15 protein-coding genes, 1 tRNA gene and 1 pseudogene are annotated in these 19,279 nt (G+C 42.8%); 7 read left to right on the top strand and 10 right to left on the bottom strand.

The features are described 5' to 3' along the window. Positions 1-56: 56 nt before the first annotated feature. The 4 genes and pseudogenes from trpB to N646_RS22535 all read right to left on the bottom strand — a co-directional run bounded on the left by trpB (position 57) and on the right by N646_RS22535 (position 3,113). The gene (trpB, locus tag N646_RS22545; protein ID WP_017821092.1) at positions 57-1,280 is read right to left on the bottom strand and encodes a tryptophan synthase subunit beta; all 1,224 of its coding nucleotides are present in this window, start codon (positions 1,278-1,280) and stop codon (positions 57-59) included. A 400-nt stretch (positions 1,281-1,680) separates the two neighbouring features. Continuing rightward, a pseudogene (locus tag N646_RS25115) lies at positions 1,681-1,987 on the bottom strand (S1 RNA-binding domain-containing protein); the annotation flags it as partial. Between the two features lie 359 nt (positions 1,988-2,346). After that, on the bottom strand, positions 2,347-2,559 hold the full coding sequence (locus N646_RS22540; RefSeq protein ID WP_005375644.1) for a cold-shock protein: 213 nt from the start codon (positions 2,557-2,559) through the stop codon (positions 2,347-2,349). 305 nt (positions 2,560-2,864) lie between these two features. Then, complete coding sequence (locus N646_RS22535; RefSeq protein WP_005375646.1) at positions 2,865-3,113, bottom strand: hypothetical protein; 249 nt, start codon at positions 3,111-3,113, stop codon at positions 2,865-2,867. Between the two features lie 289 nt (positions 3,114-3,402). Here N646_RS22535 and pcp point away from each other — a divergent pair, with 289 nt between their 5' ends. The 4 genes from pcp to N646_RS22515 all read left to right on the top strand — a co-directional run bounded on the left by pcp (position 3,403) and on the right by N646_RS22515 (position 7,015). Next, complete coding sequence (gene pcp / locus N646_RS22530) at positions 3,403-4,041, top strand: pyroglutamyl-peptidase I (RefSeq protein WP_017821091.1); 639 nt, start codon at positions 3,403-3,405, stop codon at positions 4,039-4,041. A gap of 197 nt (positions 4,042-4,238) precedes the next feature. Continuing rightward, entirely contained in the window at positions 4,239-4,502 is a 264-nt protein-coding gene (locus tag N646_RS22525) for a hypothetical protein (protein ID WP_005375648.1), read from the top strand. Between the two features lie 63 nt (positions 4,503-4,565). After that, the gene (locus tag N646_RS22520; protein ID WP_017821090.1) at positions 4,566-5,552 is read left to right on the top strand and encodes a CobW family GTP-binding protein; all 987 of its coding nucleotides are present in this window, start codon (positions 4,566-4,568) and stop codon (positions 5,550-5,552) included. 170 nt (positions 5,553-5,722) lie between these two features. Continuing rightward, on the top strand, positions 5,723-7,015 hold the full coding sequence (locus N646_RS22515) for a DEAD/DEAH box helicase (protein WP_005375652.1): 1,293 nt from the start codon (positions 5,723-5,725) through the stop codon (positions 7,013-7,015). 66 nt (positions 7,016-7,081) lie between these two features. On the opposite strand, the gene N646_RS22510 is transcribed toward N646_RS22515, so the two are convergent. From N646_RS22510 to N646_RS22500, 3 genes are all read right to left on the bottom strand, one after another. Then, on the bottom strand, positions 7,082-10,108 hold the full coding sequence (locus N646_RS22510) for a DUF6701 domain-containing protein (RefSeq protein WP_017821089.1): 3,027 nt from the start codon (positions 10,106-10,108) through the stop codon (positions 7,082-7,084). Between the two features lie 307 nt (positions 10,109-10,415). Next, the gene (locus N646_RS22505; RefSeq protein WP_017821088.1) at positions 10,416-11,255 is read right to left on the bottom strand and encodes an arginase; all 840 of its coding nucleotides are present in this window, start codon (positions 11,253-11,255) and stop codon (positions 10,416-10,418) included. 6 nt (positions 11,256-11,261) lie between these two features. Further along, positions 11,262-11,996 (bottom strand): IclR family transcriptional regulator, encoded by a 735-nt coding sequence (locus tag N646_RS22500; RefSeq protein WP_005386192.1) that lies wholly within the window; start codon positions 11,994-11,996, stop codon positions 11,262-11,264. A gap of 348 nt (positions 11,997-12,344) precedes the next feature. Here N646_RS22500 and N646_RS22495 point away from each other — a divergent pair, with 348 nt between their 5' ends. Beyond that, a complete protein-coding gene (locus N646_RS22495) occupies positions 12,345-13,817 on the top strand; it encodes an EAL domain-containing protein (protein ID WP_017821087.1) in 1,473 nt (490 codons plus the stop codon). Here N646_RS22495 and modF read toward each other — a convergent pair. After that, positions 13,805-15,259, bottom strand: a complete 1,455-nt coding sequence (gene modF, locus N646_RS22490) for a molybdate ABC transporter ATP-binding protein ModF (RefSeq protein ID WP_017821086.1) — start codon at positions 15,257-15,259, stop codon at positions 13,805-13,807. The genes N646_RS22495 and modF overlap by 13 nt on opposite strands. Positions 15,260-15,544: 285 nt before the next feature. On the opposite strand from modF, the gene N646_RS22485 reads away from it, so the two are divergent. Beyond that, complete coding sequence (locus N646_RS22485) at positions 15,545-17,095, top strand: methyl-accepting chemotaxis protein (protein ID WP_017821085.1); 1,551 nt, start codon at positions 15,545-15,547, stop codon at positions 17,093-17,095. A 161-nt stretch (positions 17,096-17,256) separates the two neighbouring features. Here the strand turns inward: N646_RS22485 and N646_RS22480 are convergent. Next, positions 17,257-17,347 (bottom strand) — tRNA-Ser (locus N646_RS22480). A 329-nt stretch (positions 17,348-17,676) separates the two neighbouring features. Here N646_RS22480 and N646_RS22475 point away from each other — a divergent pair. Then, entirely contained in the window at positions 17,677-18,357 is a 681-nt protein-coding gene (locus N646_RS22475; protein ID WP_005375670.1) for a MaoC family dehydratase, read from the top strand. A 63-nt stretch (positions 18,358-18,420) separates the two neighbouring features. Here N646_RS22475 and N646_RS22470 read toward each other — a convergent pair whose 3' ends face one another. After that, positions 18,421-19,245: a phosphate ABC transporter substrate-binding protein gene (locus N646_RS22470; RefSeq protein WP_017635752.1), complete on the bottom strand. Its 825-nt coding sequence runs from the start codon at positions 19,243-19,245 to the stop codon at positions 18,421-18,423. Between the last annotated feature and the right edge of the window lie 34 nt (positions 19,246-19,279).

Raw genomic sequence — 19,279 nt, 5'->3', positions numbered from 1 at the left:
AAAGCTACCTAGTACCAGGTAGCTTTTTGCATGTAGGGTTAGGCTACGGAGTTAGGCTATATGAGTGATTCAATGCCGTATTTTGCGCCGTAGTGTTCAACGACAAAATCAATGTCTTTGTCACCACGGCCTGATAAGTTGATCAAAATCGAGCCGGTTTCTCCTTGCTGTGCGAGTTTAATTGCGTAAGCGACAGCGTGTGAGGATTCAATAGCAGGGATTATTCCCTCTTCACGAGACAGCTCAAAGAAGGCATCAATCGCTTCGTCATCACTGATTGAGCCGTAATTGACACGGCCAATGTCTTTTAAGTAACTATGCTGAGGCCCAACCGATGGGTAATCCAAGCCACTTGCTACAGAGTACACTTCCTGAGGTTCGTCTTGCGCATCTTTAAGCATGTAAGACTTAAATCCGTGCATGATTCCTGGCTCACCGAGTGTGAGTGTTGCAGCATGCTCGCCAACCTTTTGCAAAGAGCGGCCCGCAGGTTCAACGCCGTGAATGGCGACTTGTTCATCCTCTAAGAAAGCAGTAAATAGCCCCATCGCGTTAGAACCACCTCCAACGCATGCGACGAGATTATTGGGTAACTTGCCGGTCATTTCTTTGAATTGAACTCGTGCTTCGTTACCGATAATTGATTGGAAATCTCGTACCATTTTAGGGAATGGGTGAGGGCCAACGACAGAGCCTATCGCATAAAGTTGTGTATCAGGATCTTTCAGATAAGCTTCGAATGCAGAATCTACCGCTTCTTTGAGGGTTTTGCGCCCATGAGTGGCAGGAATGACATTAGCACCAAGGATTCTCATGCGGACGACATTCGGATGCTCTTTGGCGATATCAACTTCACCCATGTAAATATCGCATTTCAAGCCAACCAATGCCGCGGCTGTAGCAAGCGCAACACCGTGTTGCCCTGCGCCAGTTTCTGCAATTAGTTTCTTCTTACCCATCTTTTTAGCGAGAATGGCTTCCCCTAAGCAGTGGTTAATTTTATGTGCGCCTGTATGGTTTAAGTCTTCGCGCTTTAGGTAGATGTCTGCTCCGTATTTTTTAGACAAGTTTTCCGCATGGAAGATTGGGCTAGGTCGTCCAACAAAGTGCTTATACAGGCGAGCGAGTTCCGCTTTAAATTCAGGATCTTTGCTGCATTCCTCATAAGCTGCGTTGATGTCATGCATGATTTGTTCAAGCTCAGGTGGAACAAAACTACCACCGTATTCACCAAAGTATCCTTCTTCGTTGGGCATAGTGAGATCAAACGAGTTTTTCATTATTTACATCCTAGTTAGCGAAAGTATTGATACTTTTATACCCAAAATTTAGAAGTGGTTGTGTGATCAGTTGCTTAAATCAGAGTTCGCGATCTAGTGCACTAGTTAAAAAGTACAGCTTGTGTAGGGGATAATAGTTGTGATGTAGAATCAGGTGGTTTGAATAGGTGCAAAAAAGCCTCGAGAGATCCTAGGCTGTCATAAGAACCTCTCGAGGCAAACAGAGTGCTGGAAATACACTCTGCGATGGTGTCTGGAAACAAAAATTAGATTCGTTTCCTTTGTCAGATATTAGGGTTTTAGAATGAGTCGATGTCAGCGAAATGTCACAAGTTAATTGCGGTATTAAAAGCTTATTTTTTATTTTTGATTAATGGATTAGAAAGTAACCTAAAACAGACTAACCTACCGTGTGTTCTGCATCTTTTAAATTGAACATGATCTTTCTTTGTTTCGAATCGACGTTTTTAACCAATACGTGCACTTTAGTCCCTAAAGTAAACGTGGTGCTCTGGCTAGAAATTTTTTGTTTGACTGCATCAAATTCGAACTCACCATTTTGGAAACTTGATAAAGGAATGAGACCTTCGGTTCGGTTCCTCTAACTCAACAAATACCCCGAAGTGTGTGACTCCACACGCTGTCCCTATGAAGTGTTGTCCGATAAATGGCTTCATGTAATGACATTTCAGTGCTGACTCAACCTCTCAGCTAGGGATTATGTGCTCGTAGTTATTAGAATTTATTGATTGAGCAGATATGTTTAATTTCATTTTTTCTCTTATATTCGCCAATCGCTTTTATTTTATAAACTTTATTTTTATGAGCAAAGCATGAGGCGAAGTGATTCAGATATGAATGAGATTAATTTAGTTCCAAACTGGAATTGCAAGGTAGGCGGTGTGATTACCTAAAGATGTATACCAAAGTGACTTTATTGAAAGTGATTAATGATGGTGTGGGAGAGGTAAGTGATTTGGGTATATAAACTTAGATAGAGAATAGTAAGGGCAGTAATAAGTGGAAGGGGATTGTGGCACCAACAACATTGATGCCACACAAAGAATTACAGTGCAGTTACTTCAGCTGCTTGTAAACCTTTGTTACCTTGTTCAACAACGAACGATACTTTTTGGCCCTCAGTAAGAGTTTTGAAGCCTTCAGAAACAATAGAACGGAAGTGAACGAATACGTCATCACCGCCATTGTCTTGAGAAATAAAACCAAAACCTTTAGTTTCGTTGAACCATTTTACTGAACCAGTTAATTTATTAGACATAGATACCTCTATATTTGATTGTTTTAAATATTGAATTTTTAGCTAATATCAAGTGCTACTATATGATTTTAGAGATAACTATTTTGTCGCAGGAACGTAAACGAGGAATTCGATGTGGAACTGAGAGAAACTTTGATCTTTAATTACATTAATAGCTCTTTCCGTAAGAGCTGATGTGCAGTATACCGACAAAATTAATAAAGGCTAGCCTTTTCTTTTTATTTTTTGAGTACACCAAGCGCATTGCTTTCAAAGCATACGCTTGGTGTATAAGACGGCGTGATGTTATAGGTGGCGTCGAGCGCTTAGTGTTTTCTGGTTGGGCCGTTACGAACGATGTCTTTACCATTGTCATATACGTGCTGCGAAACCCAGCGACCGAGGAGCAATTGGTGCTTTTCTCCTAATACGGCAACAAATGGACGGCCATCGGTATTAGAGGTGGCTAGCGCAACGCCAGTGACACCTTCAAGACCCAGAGCGCCGCTTTCTACTAAATGCAGAAATGCCTCTAACTCTTCAATCGTTTCGATTACATGGTTATCAATATTCATTGTATTCAATCTCTTCGAATTGCATTGCGGTCGCGTACTCTACCTAAGTTAAGCGTGGAAACCAAGCTTCTACGTGCGTCATGTAATGAGAGAACCTTGCCCTGCCACTAATCATCAATAAGTTAGTCTCGATAGTCCGGAACTTGCCTAGATTCAATGAGGCAGAAAACACTCTCTGGTTAGACATGAGTCACATAATGTTGTCTGGTTTATCTCATCAATACTTTTGCTATTGGATGGGGTGAAGGGGAGTGCAATAATTTGTGAAACTCTTTTCCTAAAGGCTGTTATGAAGAAAGTCCTGATTACCGGTTTTGAACCTTTTGGTGGTGACGCCATTAACCCCGCCTTAGAAGCGGTCAAGCAATTAGAGGCCGCGGCCATAAAAGGAGGTGTGATAGTTACTTGCCCAGTCCCCGTAGTTCGATATGACTCGGTGAAAGTCGTTATTGAAGCAATAGAAGCGCACCAGCCAGACTGTGTGATTACTGTAGGGCAAGCGGCCGGGCGTAGCGCGATAACCCCAGAGCGTGTCGCAATCAATGTCGATGATTTTCGTATTCCAGATAACGCTGGTCATCAACCGATTGATGAACCCGTGGTGGCTGATGGTCCTGATGCTTACTTCTCGACACTACCGATAAAGCGTGTTGTGCAAACATTGCAAACGCAGGGTATACCTAGCCAGATTTCCAACAGTGCTGGAACATTTGTATGTAACCACCTTTTTTATGGCATCCAACATTACTTGAAAGACAATCCGATTCGTCACGGGTTTGTTCATATTCCATTATTGCCAGAACAAGCAGCAGATGGCAGTCAGCCTTCTATGTCTCTGGAGATGATAGTCGAAGGGCTAAGGCTGGTGGCGCAAGTTTGTATTGCCAATGAAAACGACATATTGGTCAGCGGCGGGTCGATTTGCTAGTAAGTGTTTTAAAATCCAGTAAGTATATGAAAGATAATAATAAGCTCGTCGTTTGATGTTGTAGTAAATGTTAGCTTTGTCAAATTTCACAAGTAGCGAAAGGAGTAGCATTGAATAGTCAGGTTGGATGTTGTTCAAACTGGCATTCCTCTAGTACAGGAGGTGTTAGGGGCTAACTTTACGAAAGGCGAGTTATTATGAAAAGCAACAAAAGTAAGTCAATCGCACTTATCTCTGTCGTTGTTTTCGCGTTGGCTATTGCTGCGCTTAAATTCGAAAACACGCTCGGAGTTCTTCCCATCGTAGTCGCTATTATCGCGTTTTTTACTTGCGTTATTTATACCAGTAGATACCTGTCTGATATGAAGCGTTCAGAGTTGATAAGTCAACCCAAACAAGCTCGAAAAATGTGTTCCAACGCATCACGCAATGAGCTTGATGCGTGCGATAAAAAGCGTTGAAGCGAGTCACATTCTCCGTATACTTTGCTGGAGCATTAATGCACTAACGTGTCGGAGATAAGCATGTCAAATCGAGTACCAACCAACATACTGACCGGATTTTTGGGTGTCGGTAAAACGACCACGATTTTAAATCTACTGAAGAACAAACCGGAAAAAGAAAACTGGGCGGTTTTGGTCAATGAATTTGGTGAGATTGGCATCGACGGTGCATTGATGACCGACCAAGGCGCGCTGATTAAAGAAGTGCCGGGTGGTTGTATGTGCTGCACTGCGGGTGTGCCGATGTCGGTAGGTATCACCGCATTATTGCGTCAAAAACCGGACCGTTTATTGATTGAGCCGACAGGCCTTGGTCATCCAAAACAGGTTATCGCGACGCTTACCTCACAGCAGTATGAACCTTACGTTGATCTTAAAGCGACGATTGCCTTGGTTGATCCGCGTAACTTAAGTGATGAAAAGTATCTTTCTAACCAAAACTTCGTGGACCAGTTAGACAGTGCAGATGTGGTTATTGGTAGTAAGGTTGACCTATGTTCCAGCCACGACCTTGATGTGTTTAATGACTGGGTGACGGACCAATCCCCTTCAAAAGTATTCAGTAAGCTTATTCATGACGGTGAGTTGCCGATAGAAGTCTTGGATATTGAGCGGGTTTACGGCAGCGCTTCTTCCCATATCGAGTCACATCATCATGACCACGCTCATCAAGAGCCTCAATTCCAATTGGCGCCTGGTGAAGCCTTTGTGCGCAAAGAGAACAAAGGGCAGGGTTATTTTAGTTGTGGGTGGTTGTTTGGGGCAGAGTATAAGTTTGATTTTGAAAAGCTTTTCTCTATGCTTTCGGACTTGACCGCAGAGCGTGTTAAAGCAGTGGTCAATACGGATCAAGGTTGTTACGCGTTTAATGTTGCCAACCGAGTCGTGTCGGTGAATGAAATCAGCTTAGAAGGCTTTGAATCACGATTAGAAGTGATAGATTCTCAGCTGTTGCCATGGGATGAGCTTGAGCGAATTCTCCTTCAGTTATCTGGCATCAAACATTAAATCGCGCAAAGGTTAAACGAAAACGGTGAACCACTAATATATCTGTGCTCACCGTTTTTTCTTTTGTAGGATTTCAATGAGAAAAGTGAGATAAATCACTCAAATTCGGGTATAGTGCACGGCTAAATTTTTAAAGCTATTTTTAGTGGTTTGTTTAAGGAATACGCTCAATGTCATTTTCATCTCAAGGTTTTGCGCCAGAAGTGGTTAAAGCACTGGCAGAATGCGGTTATGAAAAGTTAACGCCAATTCAACAGAAGGCGATTCCAATGGCTCGCAAAGGCCATGATATTTTCGCTACAGCACAAACAGGTACTGGTAAAACGGCTGCGTTTTCTCTGCCTATGATTCAGCAGTTGCTAGACAGTAACCGTAGCGCTTCTCGTAAGACTGCTCGCGCACTTATCTTGGCTCCAACTCGTGAGCTTGCTGAACAAATTGCTGACAACATCAAAGCTTACACGAAGTACACGAACCTGTCGGTGGCTGCGATTTTCGGTGGCCGTAAAATGTCTTCTCAAGTAACGGCATTAGAAAACGGTGTAGATATCCTAGTGGCTACACCAGGTCGATTGGAAGAGCACATTGAACAAGGTAATGTCTCGGTCGCACACTTAGAGTTTTTAGTGTTTGATGAAGCAGACCGTATCTTGGACATGGGCTTTATTCACGCAGTACGTAAGATCATGCTAGATGTGGATACTGATCCGCAAATTATGATGTTTTCAGCAACGACTTCGAGCCAACTAAATCTGTTAGCAAAAGATATCCTGCGTAAGCCTAAGCGTATTGAAGTTGAGCGAGCGAATACGACAGCACAGACAGTTGCTCACGTGTTATATCCAGTTGATCAAGAGCGAAAAACGGAACTGCTTTCGGAGCTGATTGGTCGTAAGAACTGGAAACAAGTGTTGGTATTTGTGAACTACAAAGAGACCGCAAACGAAGTAGTAAAAGAGCTGAAACTTGATGGTATCAAAGCGGTGGTTTGTCATGGTGACCGTGCTCAAAGTGCTCGTCGTCGTGCGTTAGAAGAGTTCAAGTCCGGTAAAGCACGTGTCATGGTGGCTACCGATGTCGCTGCTCGAGGTCTAGATATTGAAGATTTACCTCACGTTGTGAACTATGACATGCCTTTCCTAGCGGAAGATTACGTTCACCGAATTGGTCGTACAGGCCGTGCAGGTAAACAAGGTCATGCCGTTTCATTTGTAAACCGAGATGAAGAGCTCACGGTTGTTCAGGTTGAAAATCTAATCCAGCAGCGAATTCGCCGTATTGAGCTTGCAGGCTATGAACCAAAACAGCGTGAATCTTACATTGAAAAGCTGCACTCAAAACCAGCGTTTAAGAATCGTCAAGGTCGTCGTAATAACCCGAACCAGTCGGCAACAGACCAAGGGTCGGCAGAGCGTCGTCTTGCTATGGTGAAGCGCCTGAAAGCGCGTCGTGGCGCAAAGTAAATTACATCCGTTTTAGATGAAAAGAGCCCCTCAATATAGGGGCTTTTTTTGTTTTGTCGTTTCGCGTTAATTTAGGCCAAGCATATTTGGCTCACCACGATAAATAATGCGATCGTTTCCTCGGTGAACACCAAACGTAACTGTAACAGGTGGATTTTCCTCTTCACTTGTCGTGTTATCCCAATCGTATTTCAGCCAAGGGATGCGATTACCTGAGCCGTCTAAATCCAGGTGGAATTGTATTTGCTCGCGTGCTGAGTCAATTTGGCTTGCAACGATATCGGTCATTCTGCCAATACTCATCGTTCCAACGCCAGAAAGCAGGGCGTTGTTTGCTAGCGCATGAGACCAAATTGGCGTGCTGAAGTAATATTCACCACTCGCCGTTGTTGAGCTGTCATCGAAGTTAGTCGTAAATCGACCGTTTTGCCAAATTTCCACATCAAGTGGCACTTTGATCACCATGCCTTGGTTGCCACCTACATCTTGAAAGTTCAAACGACCGAATCGAATGTCTGGTTGTTTTGTAAGCACTTCGCTATCGTCGAAGAAGTTTACCTCATCAACGGCTTTAGTCGTGACTAAACCTATTTGGCTGCTGTCACTGTTAGTCCCTTTATTAAATGGGCCATCAGGGTATTGTTTATCTGTCGTGTTCTTTTTCCAACATGGGCTATTGTTACAAGTCGCATTGGTCGAGGGCTTCTCGATCACAAACGTTCCAACACTCGCGCTACCCAGTAGTTTCCAGTCTACCTTCTTAGGCTTAGGCGGCAAAAACCGATCGGAGTATGAGCTTAGCTCGCCTAAGTCGAAATGTTGTTGAAGGTTAGATGAAAAGTGGACGTAGTTCTTCACGTTTTCCTTATTCGCATTGAGTGCGACAACATCGTAAGTGACTTTCTCAAAAGGTTGATTCATGTAAGCAAAAGTTTGGCCATGTGGGTAGTGCCATTCTTGGTCTTGCACTTGAAAATATTTTGGGTAAAAACGACCGATGTAACGATAGCTTTCGTTAACAGTCATACCTAGATATTTACTTTCTAGGTTTGCTTTTACTCTCAAGCTCCCGACTTCTTCCCAATATAATCCATTAAAGACGAATTGATCATTCTTGGCTGAATTATGCGCCTGAGCCAGTGAGTCACTACTTTTTAGCAATTTTGAGGTTTGGTTCGCTGTCTCTGATGGCGTATGTTGCTCACTCGACAAGACAACCGATGCTGCTGGAGCGTCATCAAGCATAAAATTACGGGTGATAGAGGCATCACAATAACGTGCTGATTCAACAGAACCACTTACAGAGCCGTCAGTTTGCCAAATGATCGGCTTCACTGTTAGAGAGAAAAGTTCTCCGGCGGCAATAAACCCATCTCCTTGTTCAGAGGTGCCAGAAGGCAAAGCACGTTGGTTGTCACAGATAGCGAATGTCCATGGTCGCGAGTGCACATTAAATGTCCCTTTCACTTCCACTCTGCCTTCTTCAGGGCACTCTTCAAATCCCTCACATTCAAAATGATCGGACAATGTCACTTCAAATATGCCGGACTCGTTCGTGACAAGACCATGTTCAGACAAGCCGTCTTTAAATTCCGCTGAATAGCTAAAGTTTCCTTCACTTCCTCCTAATGGTTGAACCAATGGATGAAAAACCTTAGGCGTACCATTGTAGTTGCTTGCGACTACAGGTTCGCCGGTGGAAGCACAAGCAAGCAATCGCGTATGCACGTTTTCTGGTTTACCTGCAATAACGCGTATTTCATTTAAAGTGGCGCTTTTCGTCTTTGAGTAGGCCTCAAACATAAATGGCGTAAACATAAAGCGAACAGTTTGATGCTTGCTGGTGTCTTCTGCCATAGTGAAAGTCAGCGTGTAGTTAGTACCTAACGCGATGGTATCAATATCGTTCGGGACCACTCGAACAACGAGCTCACCATTGTCGTCAGACATAAATTGGTTTGCTTTTAATGTCTGCTGACCTTTGATCACCTCTAAAGTGAACAAGTCAGGGTGTGATAGGGCTGCACTGACTTCTGCGCTTACAACTTCTCCATTATTGGTTGTCATTGCTGTAAATTGCGGAAGATCGTCGCCGCACATCAGTGCCATGTCGTCCGATGGTGTGACGCTTAGGTCGAAGTCGTTCTCTGATGGTGGCTGCATGCTGCAATTCGGAACATCTTGAGGGGTGATTGGACAGACTTGGGAAGAGTAGTGACAATCAGCCTCGCCCAATCCACAGTATTGCGTGTATTTGTTGTCTTGTGCTTTCGTTTGTGCACTTCCTGGCGTTTGTTGGATTTCACCACAAACTTGACTAGGCTGATTTGGAGCGTTGTTGAAGTTCAATGTTTGGAAGTATTTAATTGCTGCGGTGGAACTATAGAATGAGCCACTTAATGTAGCTGACGATCCTACAGATTCAGCCGTACCATAGATCGACATATCTTTTATAATCAGAGAGTTGTGCGCAGAAACATCACCGACGACAAAATGGTCTTGTAAAGGATGGTTTGTTTTTAGGTGTAGTGTTTCGCCTTGTGATTCGACCTTACCACAGATGTTTGTATTAAATATATTGGTCGTGCTGTGAGTCAAAATGTCACCAATAATGGTGTTGTACTCACCATTAATATGAAGGGCCTCACCTGTTAGCTCTATATCCCCATCGATGAGAACGTTATGCAGCTTTGTTGGATAAGCCGATAGAAGATCACCATAGATAACAGTGTGCTTGTTTTGGTAATCGTCGAGGTTTGATGCTTTCTCATTGTTAACCGTTAATCCGGTAGCGAGGGCGTGTAGAGAGATACGTTTATTGGGTTCACCAATTGTATTATTCCCCTCTAACACAATTCCATAATCTGCTTTTAATGTTATCTCTTTTTCCGGTAATGAGGAGACAATTTTATCACCAGCGGGTAGGACTAGTTTCCCTGTACAGCGATAAGTCGTGCCATCGCTTTCGATACTAAAACTCTTGTGTGAGCAAAGTTGACCTAACTCAGATAGATCTTTTACGTCATAAGTGGTGGCGTGTGAGGTTAGCGGTAAAAAAAGAACCGCAGTGAAAATACTGCAAAGACGCATCATCAAATGTCCTAATGAGTGGAACAAGATGGCATCAAGCGAGCGTGAGCAAATGCTCACTGAAATTGGAATAGCTGCGGTACTTTTTTGTTCTGAAGCCGCTTAGTTATTGAACTTTGGTTATTTTTTATTTCGTATGTCATACCAAAGTTTAGCGGCCTTATTACAACGTAAGTGTCAGGTTAGTTCAAGAGGCAAGTGTGATGTGTGTCGATTTATATGTGTAACTATTTGTTAGTTAAGGATAATAAGTAAGCATGTTGGTTCAGAATCAGGAAGGACGCGATCCTGATTCTGAACGTTTATAACGCTAGGCAGCGTGAACGATGAGTGGAGCCATCTGATATAACTCTTCTAGTATGGCTTTCGTTTGTCTCGAATACACCAGACAATCTCGATCGCCAACGAGCTGAATTGCTCTCACTTTACCTGCAACCAAACATTGCCTAATCGTGCGTAGAACCATTTGGATATCAATTTCTGACGCGCCATCAAGGCTGTTTTTGGTTTTTAGAGATCCAAGGTCGATACTAATGATTATTTGGTCGCAGTGGTCTAGGTAATTGCCGATCTGTTGCTTAACGTTATTGCGATGACGAAAAGAAAACTCTTTATCGGTTACCCAGTCACAACCTTGATCCTCCGCGTATTCCCACGTTTCTTGCTTTGTATCTTGTTCGCTAACACCAGCAAAAAATAATCGCACGTTTTGATAGCGAGAAAGAGCAAAATGGAATGCCGAGTCTAAACGTGGTTCAAGTGTTGGTTTCAAGTTCATGTCATGTCCAATATTTACCACACCCACTTCGTCTCGATAGGACACGACCACAGGTAACATGGACAAGATTGCCTCGGTACAGTTAGTGACTAAAACAGGAATTGAGTGGCGAGAAAGCGAAAGGCTTAATGCTTCCTGAAACTCGCCATTTTCCAGCTTGTCGTGGTTGAAGTGCCCAAAGTTTTCAGCGGTTTCATGATCATGCTGTTGGTATAGCCAATCGCTAGCATTTTCCAAACTTTGATCAGCTAATTCAAACGCGCCCTTAGACATGGGTGGCAAATACTCACACACTGTCATAAAAGAAAAAGGGTAATGCTGCGGCTGTTTCACGGTGTGGTGGAGTTTATAGCGTTTGAAAAAGCTTAACATGATGAATTACCTTTCTGGTGGTAGTGCCCTTGCCGCTTGCAGTACATGTAAAATAATGCGCTGCTTATCCTTTTCGACTCGGTGGGCCGGAGCCATCACCGAGACTGCGCCAATCAGTTTGCTTCCTTTCATTACCGGTGCGCTAATACCTGAAACACCAGGGTCAATCTCAGAAGTACTGACGGCATATCCGTGTTTACGGATGGTTGTGAGCTCTTTTTCCCACTCGTCACGTCGGTGATCTTGATTAAAATATCTCAAGATTTTCTCGCATCGACTTTGAGGCATAAAAGCGAGCATCACTTTAGATGAGGCACCGCGCAGCAGAGGTTGACTTTGACCCTGGACGAAGCTGCAACGCAGCGCCTGCATACTTTCTTTCTGTCTGACACAAAGCGCACGATAACCAGCTGGTACCATATAAGCGGCCATTTCCCCGGTTTGTTGTACCAACCTAGCCAGTATGGTTTCGACCATGTCGAGCCCATGTTGCGCGGTCTCATAGCTGTGCATGAGTAACAATGCCGCCGGACCAACGACAAATGTCTTGTCGTGAACGCTTTCTTCGATCAAGTTCCACTCTTTAAGCAGTTTTAAGTGTCGGTAAAGGCTGCTTAGAGGAACGTTCAATTGCTCGCTTAGCGTTTTCGCAGAAACTGGGAACGGACTAACTGCAACTTGCATTAACAACTGCAGTGATTTTTCGTTTACCTGGTTAGCATTAGCTTTGTTTGTCGTCATGAGAGTGTTGTAACGTGTTGTAGGAGTTACGACAAATATAATTCTTAATCACTGAGAAAAGAAAAATATTTTTAATGGGTAATTCTTACATGATGAGAAACAGACAGGTAAAGACTTTCGCAAGTACCGATAGACATAACATGGTGTCGAATTAAAGTCTCAGGTTTGAGGCGCTTGATACTAAATTGGAACAGGAGTGAATAAGACATTGTTTAGTTTGCGGTATTACTCAGCGTTTCGCATACTGAGTTAATCCAAACAAATAATGTTAAAAAACGTGAGTTGCTAGCGGGTATCGGAATCGAGGTACCATCTCAGTAAATCGGTTTTATAAAAGGTTACTTTTATATGCTGAATAAGGCGATTTTTAAAAAAGCCATCATTTTTCTTCTGCCTATTCCCTTGGTTATTGGAGAGGTTTTGTATTTAGCTCGTGAAAGCGTGCAAAACAATCTCAATCATTTATTAGAAAAAAATGTGCAAATTGCAGATGAAATTTTATTCCAAATAGAGACAGAAAACCGCACGGCGCTGCTACACCCTGAGCGATGTGAAGAGCTCCAGCAAAGCTTAATGTTTGAACGAGATATTGAAGAAATGCTCATTGTGAAAGAGGGAGTCATTACTTGTTCTTCGAAATTGGGAAGTATCTCTAAACCGTTAGCTGAGCACATCACCTTTCCCAAGGGACAAACGCTAGCGCTTGGTAGTGTTGATAGCTTGTACGATCAGTTCTTGCTAGTGGTAACGGAAGGAGAGCGGGGTTATCAAGCCGTAACGATTATCGATCATGACTACTTTAATGCGACAATAGGGTTTAACAACGATTTACGCCTAAAACGCTCTGCGCTGTTTATCCATGATCAAGTTTCACCAGAAGGAGCATTAAGAGCGGGAAGTAATCCTATCGGTATCAAATCGTCGCAAATGTTTGAGTATGAAGCTTTGAGTGAAGCCAGCGATCTTTTCGTCAAACAGAGAACACTTTCCTATTTTTTGTACTCAATTCCAATTATTTTCGTGATCTACCTTTGCTTGTATGCGTTGAATAAGTTTATTGATCCTCATCGCAATTTGATACTGGATCTTAAAAGAGCGATAAAAAGAGGAGAGTTGACCCTGTATTACCAACCGCAAGTTAACGTTGATACCGGCCAGTTATTCGGGTTTGAAGCGCTAGTGCGATGGGAGCATCAAAGTAAGGGGTTCATTTCTCCGGACGAGTTTGTCCCTGCGGCAGAGCAAAGTGGATTGGTTTTTTTACTTACTGATTTCGTTCTGGATAAAGCGGCAGAGGACTTCAGTAAATTAGGCTTTGATCAGCCTGTCCACCTTGGTATTAACGTGCCGCCTGGTTATTTAGTCGGACCAAACGCGATCAGAAAAATTCAATTGCTCGACAGACAGTTGAGCCGAAACAAAGTCTCATTAGGGGTAGAGATAACGGAGCGTCAGCTCATTGATTCAGAGGCGAGAAAATGCATTGCAGCGCTGCGAGTGCATGGTATTGATGTGCTGATCGATGATTTTGGAACTGGCCAAACCTCGTTAGCATTTCTACAGCACATGCGCATAGATTACTTAAAAATCGATAAGTGCTTTGTCGAAACCATTGGTATTCCTAGCCTTAGTGCTTCTGTCTTAAAAGCGATGGTTCACTTCGCGGAAGAATTACAAGTACAATTGATCGCTGAAGGCGTGGAAACCATAGCGCAAGCTGAACACTTAAAGCAGATGGGAGTGAGATATCATCAGGGATACCTGTACTCCAAACCATTACCTTATGAGAAGCTTGCGCAGCGAAGTCATTATGATTGGTAGACGTTAGCTCTATAACACTGAGCATTTTCATCAAACACAAACTCTAACTCATTTTTGATGCTATCTAAGCGGTCTTCTTGGTAGTGAGACACATACAATAGTTGGCTTAAATTCTCTCTAGCGATGAGTTCAAGTGTGTTCTTAACTAACCGTCTACCCAAAAAATCTAACCCTTGATACGGCTCGTCCAAAATCAATAATGTGGGTTGTTTCACGATGGCTCTTGCAATCAGTAATAGTCGCTGCTGACCGTACTCTAATTGCTTGAATGAGGTTTTTTTGTACTGGCTCATATGTAAGATATCGAGCCACTCGTTTGCAATATTCATCTCTTTGCGAGTTGGCTGGTTATACAACCCAATCGAATCGTAAAATCCTGACAAAATGACTTCTAATGCGCTGCAATTGACTCGATATTGGAGGTGTAGCGCTGAAGACACCATGCCGATATGCTGCTTAATTTCCCAGATTGTCTCGCCAGTACCACGCTTTTTACCAAAAATATCAATGTCATTGCTGTAGCATTGCGGATGATCGCCAAAGATCAATCCAAGTAAGGTACTCTTTCCACAACCATTTGGACCTTTGACCTGCCAATGTTGGCCCTTGTCTATGCGCCAGTTCAAGTCAGTAAAAATCTTCTTATCGGTGTATTCGACAGCCCCATTCTTTAGTTCAAATATTGGGTTGTTGAATGGAGTCGAGTGCTTATGCTGACGTATCAAGCTCATCATTTCTTCACTCTGTTGCTTTGACTGAGATTTAATTTGTCCAATGATTGGATGATTATCCCAACTGGACTTATCCATTGTACTATCAAGCTTTCCTGCACTGAAAAGCGCGATGCTATTGAGCCACTCAGGCATGTCAGATTCGCGAGAGAAGGTTATGAGTAGTTGCACATTTTGAGAAAGCGAGTGTAAATAGCGAGCGAGGGCAGCTCGGTGCGCAATATCTAAGCCAGTAAATGGATTATCGAGTAATACTAAGTCAGGTTGTGTGGCTAAAGCTCGGGCGAGCATTACTCTTCTGGTTTCTCCGGTAGAGAGAACGCGGAAGCCACTATCTTTAAGATGACTTAGGTCGAGATCATTAATTAGCTGTTCAGTTAAGTTGGTGTCTTGGCTCTGCTCTAGGATTAATGAATAAACAGTGCTTCCTTGGTCGATACGATCAAGAAAATCCGTATCATCCTTTTCTAATTCTCTTTCCAGTAATCGCTGTTGCTCTGATAACGACACTTGCGCAACGGACAGCCCATTTAGCTCAATTTCCCCACTATCTGGTGACATTTCATCACAAATAAGGTCTCCAAGCAGAGAGCCAATATCTCCATCCGCGCTGAATATCCCCCAAGACTGCTGAGTGTTAATTTTCCAATCGTCAATAAACAAGTGTGTCGTGTTTCTCTTGGCTGCAAGCTGACGAAAGTGAATAGTCATTGTGTTTGTCTTCCTTGTTTTCGCTTTAGTGGATTACTTATAACAATTTACGAACTCAGTACGGAAGCGCTTTTGTGTATTAATTTTGAACAGCACTCAGTCTTGTGCATATTAACGAAGCCTTGTATTAGAGGATAAAAATGCGACTAGAGTCATTAAGTAACAAGTAAACCTATCAATAATTTTGTTTTATTTTTGAATCAACCTATCATTATGCATGTAAATGTTATGCTGATAAATTCATATTTGCCGTTTGTTAATTAATCAATGTTAGGACACATGTTTATGAGTGAAACGGAATACGATTACCCTTCGAGTTACAGCCTAGTTTCCATTACCGATACCTCCAGTTACATCAAATATGCCAGTGAAAACTTTAATGAAGTAGCGGGGTTTGATGAAGGGGAGCTTATCGGTAAACCCCACAATGTTGTGCGTCATCCTGATATGCCAAAACAGGCTTTTAAAGATTTATGGACTCACCTGAAAACTGGCAAACACTGGATGGGAATGGTCAAAAATCGACGTAAAAACGGTGGCTATTATTGGGTTGACGCGTTTGCTTCTCCTATAAAATCTAATGGTGAAGTTGTGGAATACCAATCAGTGAGATTTAAACCTGAGCGCATACACATCCAGCGAGCGGAAAAAGCGTATTCGAAGCTTCGAAATAATCGTAAGCCGTGGAAAATGTATCTTCCTCGTACACGTTTGTGGATGAGATCGGCCTTCTTCCTTTTAATTTCAAACCTTCTTGGCTTACTCACTCTACAAATGAATCAATCACCAGTGATAGCGTTTAGCGTTGTTGCGTTACTTTCCGTTTTCTCTATTTATGTATTAACCAGACCAGTTGAAAAGCTCGCTAAACAGGCTAGGCAAGACTTCAACAATCCACTCATGGAATATATTTATTGCGGAAGAATCAACGATCTGGCTGAGATTGAGCTGGGTATGAAGATGCGTAAGCAATTTGCCAATGCGCTATTGGGGCGCGTTGGCGTGTCTGTAAAAGATTCTTGCGAAGAAACGCGCGCAAGTGCTAACAGTGCTGCGACAAATAGCCAGCAAGTGACGGAGAATTTAAGCGCACAGAAAGTGGAGATTGACTCGGTCGCAACAGCGGTCAACGAGATGCAAGCCTCTTCATCTGAGATATCAAATAATGCTCAAGCGACCGCCGAGGCTACGTTAGAAGCGCAAAATACGATGATAGACAGCCGTAGCGTTATCGATAATGTTAACCAATCGGTACTAGAGCTGGTGGGTGAGCTCGGCGAAATATCTAAAGTGGTCATACGGTTGAACCAACAAACCGAGCAAATTGGAACCGTTGTTGAAGTCATCAATGGTATTGCCGAACAAACTAATTTATTAGCGTTGAACGCTGCAATTGAAGCCGCGAGGGCAGGCGAACAAGGCAGAGGGTTTGCCGTTGTAGCAGATGAAGTGAGAACCTTAGCTAAAAGAACTCAGGAATCGACAACAGAGATTAAATCGGCCATTGAAGGGATTCAAAATGGGAGCAAATCAGCGGTTTCTGCGTTAGAGAAAGGTAACGAAATGTCGACCGGAACGGTAACATTGCTGGGTACTGCTTTGGATAGCATTCAACAACTGGAGTCCCTTGTTCAGGACGTCGTCGAACGAAACCAACAAATTGCGGTCGCGATAGAAGAGCAGGTTTATGTAACGGATGAAATAAATGAAAACATCCAGTCGCTTAATTTAAAGTACAGTGAATCGTATGAACTGATGACTGAAACGAATCATATGAACACCAAAGTGCAAAATTGCACCAATGACCTGTCTGAAATGATTAAGAAGTTTGCTTAAACTTTAGAAAATCGGAGTTAAAAGCCCGCTAAACATTAGCGGGCTTTTAACTGGAATATAGTGAAGTGCCGGATTCGTTTACGATCGAGGATTTCTAAATCTCGTTTTTGTAAGAGCTAAAACGACGAAAGCTCGCAATAAATGCGAGCTCTCTAAATAAGTGGCGGAGAGATAGGGATTTGAACCCTAGATACGCTATTAACGTATGCCGGTTTTCAAGACCGGTGCTTTCAACCACTCAGCCATCTCTCCGTTGTGGGCGGTATAATAAGGAGCATAGTCCGACTTGTAAAGTGCTGAATTATAATAGAAGTACTGTTTGCTTGTTTTATGATCACTGATGTGATGTTGGACAGTTTGAAAACGGAGTGAAAAAGGGACAAAAAGTACCAATTTATAGAGTTTTTACTTTATATTGGTGCACGTCAATAAAATGGTGTTTTATTGTTATCTTGCTGATATATAAGACATAACATGCTTTTAGGGTACATGTGTTCGCCCGAAAGTATTTGCAAGACTTTGTGAACTAATTCAAAATTAACTGGTATAGCCAGTTGTGCTTAGAATTCTTAAGGGTGTTTATGAAGGTCACAAATCTATTTAAAGACAAAGTTGATGCGATTTCTGCTCATCAATCCGAGTTTATGAATTGGATGTCTCCAACGTTACGCGATTATTGGAGTGACTTTTTGGGGAAAGCTCAAAATAGCTTTCTTTTCTCAAAAGTTCGTGATCACCAGCAACCAGCCGTCAACGAAGAAGTTGCACCTCAACCTGCACCGATCGTAATGGCACCTGAGGCTCAAAAGCTTTATGACGAGTTAAGTGAAAAAATTGGCGAAGTTATTCACACTGGTGATTGGGTTCATGTGTCTCAAGAACGTATTAACCAATTTGGTGCGGTAACGGAAGACATGCAATGGATTCATACCGATCCAGAGCGTGCTTCAACTGAATCTCCATTTAAGACAACTATCGCTCATGGCTTTTTAACATTAGCATTGCTGCCTAAACTGACGGATTCAGTCGATCCAGACAAGCCAATGTTCCCAACAGCTAAAATGGTAGTTAACTTGGGTTTAAACCAAGTCCGTTTCCCTTACCCTGTCAAAGCAGGCAATAATGTTCGTGCAGTCAGCACGTTAACAAAAGTAACGCCAATCAAAAAAGGTTTGGAGATTGAGCGCGAAATTAAAGTGGAAATTGAAGGTATTCGTCGACCTGGTGCGGTTGTGGTCTCTGTAATTCAACTGCATTTCTAATTCCGAAACCGGATAGAACACGACATAGTAAAAGAGAGCATCAGGGTGCTCTCTTTTTCATTTTTACTGATTAAAGTTTTTTACTGGCGTATAACCGTAATCTGCAATCGCTTTTTGTCCCTGCTCTGAACGAAGGAAAGCGATAAAACCTTTACCTGCATCGCTAATCTTATCTACTTTGTATAGCACTAGGAATGGTCGCGCCAACTTGTACTTATGATTGCTAATGTTTGTCGAGGTTGGGTCAATACCATCTAACTGAATCGCCTTGATCGAGCGATCTACTGACCCTACAGAGATAAAACCAATGGCGCGAGTGTTATGGTTAACAATGGTTTTTACCATGCTGTTGCTGTTTACAACCAAGTTGTTTGGGCTGATATCCGAGACAAGGCGATCATTAACGATTTTGGTCAGTCCCAGCAAGCTTTCGAAGCTGTAACGTGAACCTGAAGACGCTTCTCTAGTAACCACCGCGATAGGCTGATCTGCGCCCCCGACCTCTTTCCAATTCTTAATCTTACCTTTGTAAATATCAAACAGCTGTTGCTGAGAAAGGTTTTCTACAGAGTTGGTACGGTTTACAACAACAGCGAGGCCATCATAAGCGATAGGGTATACATTGAGATCTTCACCTTTTTCGCTTTCAGTCAGATAGCGAGAGCTCATGCCTATTTCGGCTACTCCTTTATTGACCATGGTGATACCAGCACTCGAACCAATGCCCTGAACAGCAACGTAATCGTCTGGGTGTGTTTTGTTGTATTCCTCAGCAAGTACATCCATCACACGAGCAACCGACGTTGAACCCGAGATGTTGATTTCTTTTGCAATGGTAGGGAGGGAGACTGCTATGGCCAATAACGTCGCCACAGTAAAACGTAACATATTAAACTCCATATACGGGATAAAGCAGAGTTTA

Source organism: Vibrio alginolyticus NBRC 15630 = ATCC 17749, from assembly GCF_000354175.2.
Taxonomy (GTDB): domain Bacteria; phylum Pseudomonadota; class Gammaproteobacteria; order Enterobacterales; family Vibrionaceae; genus Vibrio; species Vibrio alginolyticus.
This window is presented reverse-complemented; position numbering and strand designations above follow the sequence as displayed.

What these genes read in the sequence shown, in the direction of transcription:
- trpB (WP_017821092.1), bottom strand. Translation starts at nt 1,280, where the DNA reads ATGAAAAACTCGTTTGATCTCACTATGCCCAACGAAGAAGGATACTTT.
- N646_RS22540 (WP_005375644.1), bottom strand. Translation starts at nt 2,559, where the DNA reads ATGTCTAATAAATTAACTGGTTCAGTAAAATGGTTCAACGAAACTAAA.
- N646_RS22535 (WP_005375646.1), bottom strand. Translation starts at nt 3,113, where the DNA reads ATGAATATTGATAACCATGTAATCGAAACGATTGAAGAGTTAGAGGCA.
- pcp (WP_017821091.1), top strand. Translation starts at nt 3,403, where the DNA reads ATGAAGAAAGTCCTGATTACCGGTTTTGAACCTTTTGGTGGTGACGCC.
- N646_RS22525 (WP_005375648.1), top strand. Translation starts at nt 4,239, where the DNA reads ATGAAAAGCAACAAAAGTAAGTCAATCGCACTTATCTCTGTCGTTGTT.
- N646_RS22520 (WP_017821090.1), top strand. Translation starts at nt 4,566, where the DNA reads ATGTCAAATCGAGTACCAACCAACATACTGACCGGATTTTTGGGTGTC.
- N646_RS22515 (WP_005375652.1), top strand. Translation starts at nt 5,723, where the DNA reads ATGTCATTTTCATCTCAAGGTTTTGCGCCAGAAGTGGTTAAAGCACTG.
- N646_RS22510 (WP_017821089.1), bottom strand. Translation starts at nt 10,108, where the DNA reads ATGATGCGTCTTTGCAGTATTTTCACTGCGGTTCTTTTTTTACCGCTA.
- N646_RS22505 (WP_017821088.1), bottom strand. Translation starts at nt 11,255, where the DNA reads ATGTTAAGCTTTTTCAAACGCTATAAACTCCACCACACCGTGAAACAG.
- N646_RS22500 (WP_005386192.1), bottom strand. Translation starts at nt 11,996, where the DNA reads ATGACGACAAACAAAGCTAATGCTAACCAGGTAAACGAAAAATCACTG.
- N646_RS22495 (WP_017821087.1), top strand. Translation starts at nt 12,345, where the DNA reads ATGCTGAATAAGGCGATTTTTAAAAAAGCCATCATTTTTCTTCTGCCT.
- modF (WP_017821086.1), bottom strand. Translation starts at nt 15,259, where the DNA reads ATGACTATTCACTTTCGTCAGCTTGCAGCCAAGAGAAACACGACACAC.
- N646_RS22485 (WP_017821085.1), top strand. Translation starts at nt 15,545, where the DNA reads ATGAGTGAAACGGAATACGATTACCCTTCGAGTTACAGCCTAGTTTCC.
- N646_RS22475 (WP_005375670.1), top strand. Translation starts at nt 17,677, where the DNA reads ATGAAGGTCACAAATCTATTTAAAGACAAAGTTGATGCGATTTCTGCT.
- N646_RS22470 (WP_017635752.1), bottom strand. Translation starts at nt 19,245, where the DNA reads ATGTTACGTTTTACTGTGGCGACGTTATTGGCCATAGCAGTCTCCCTC.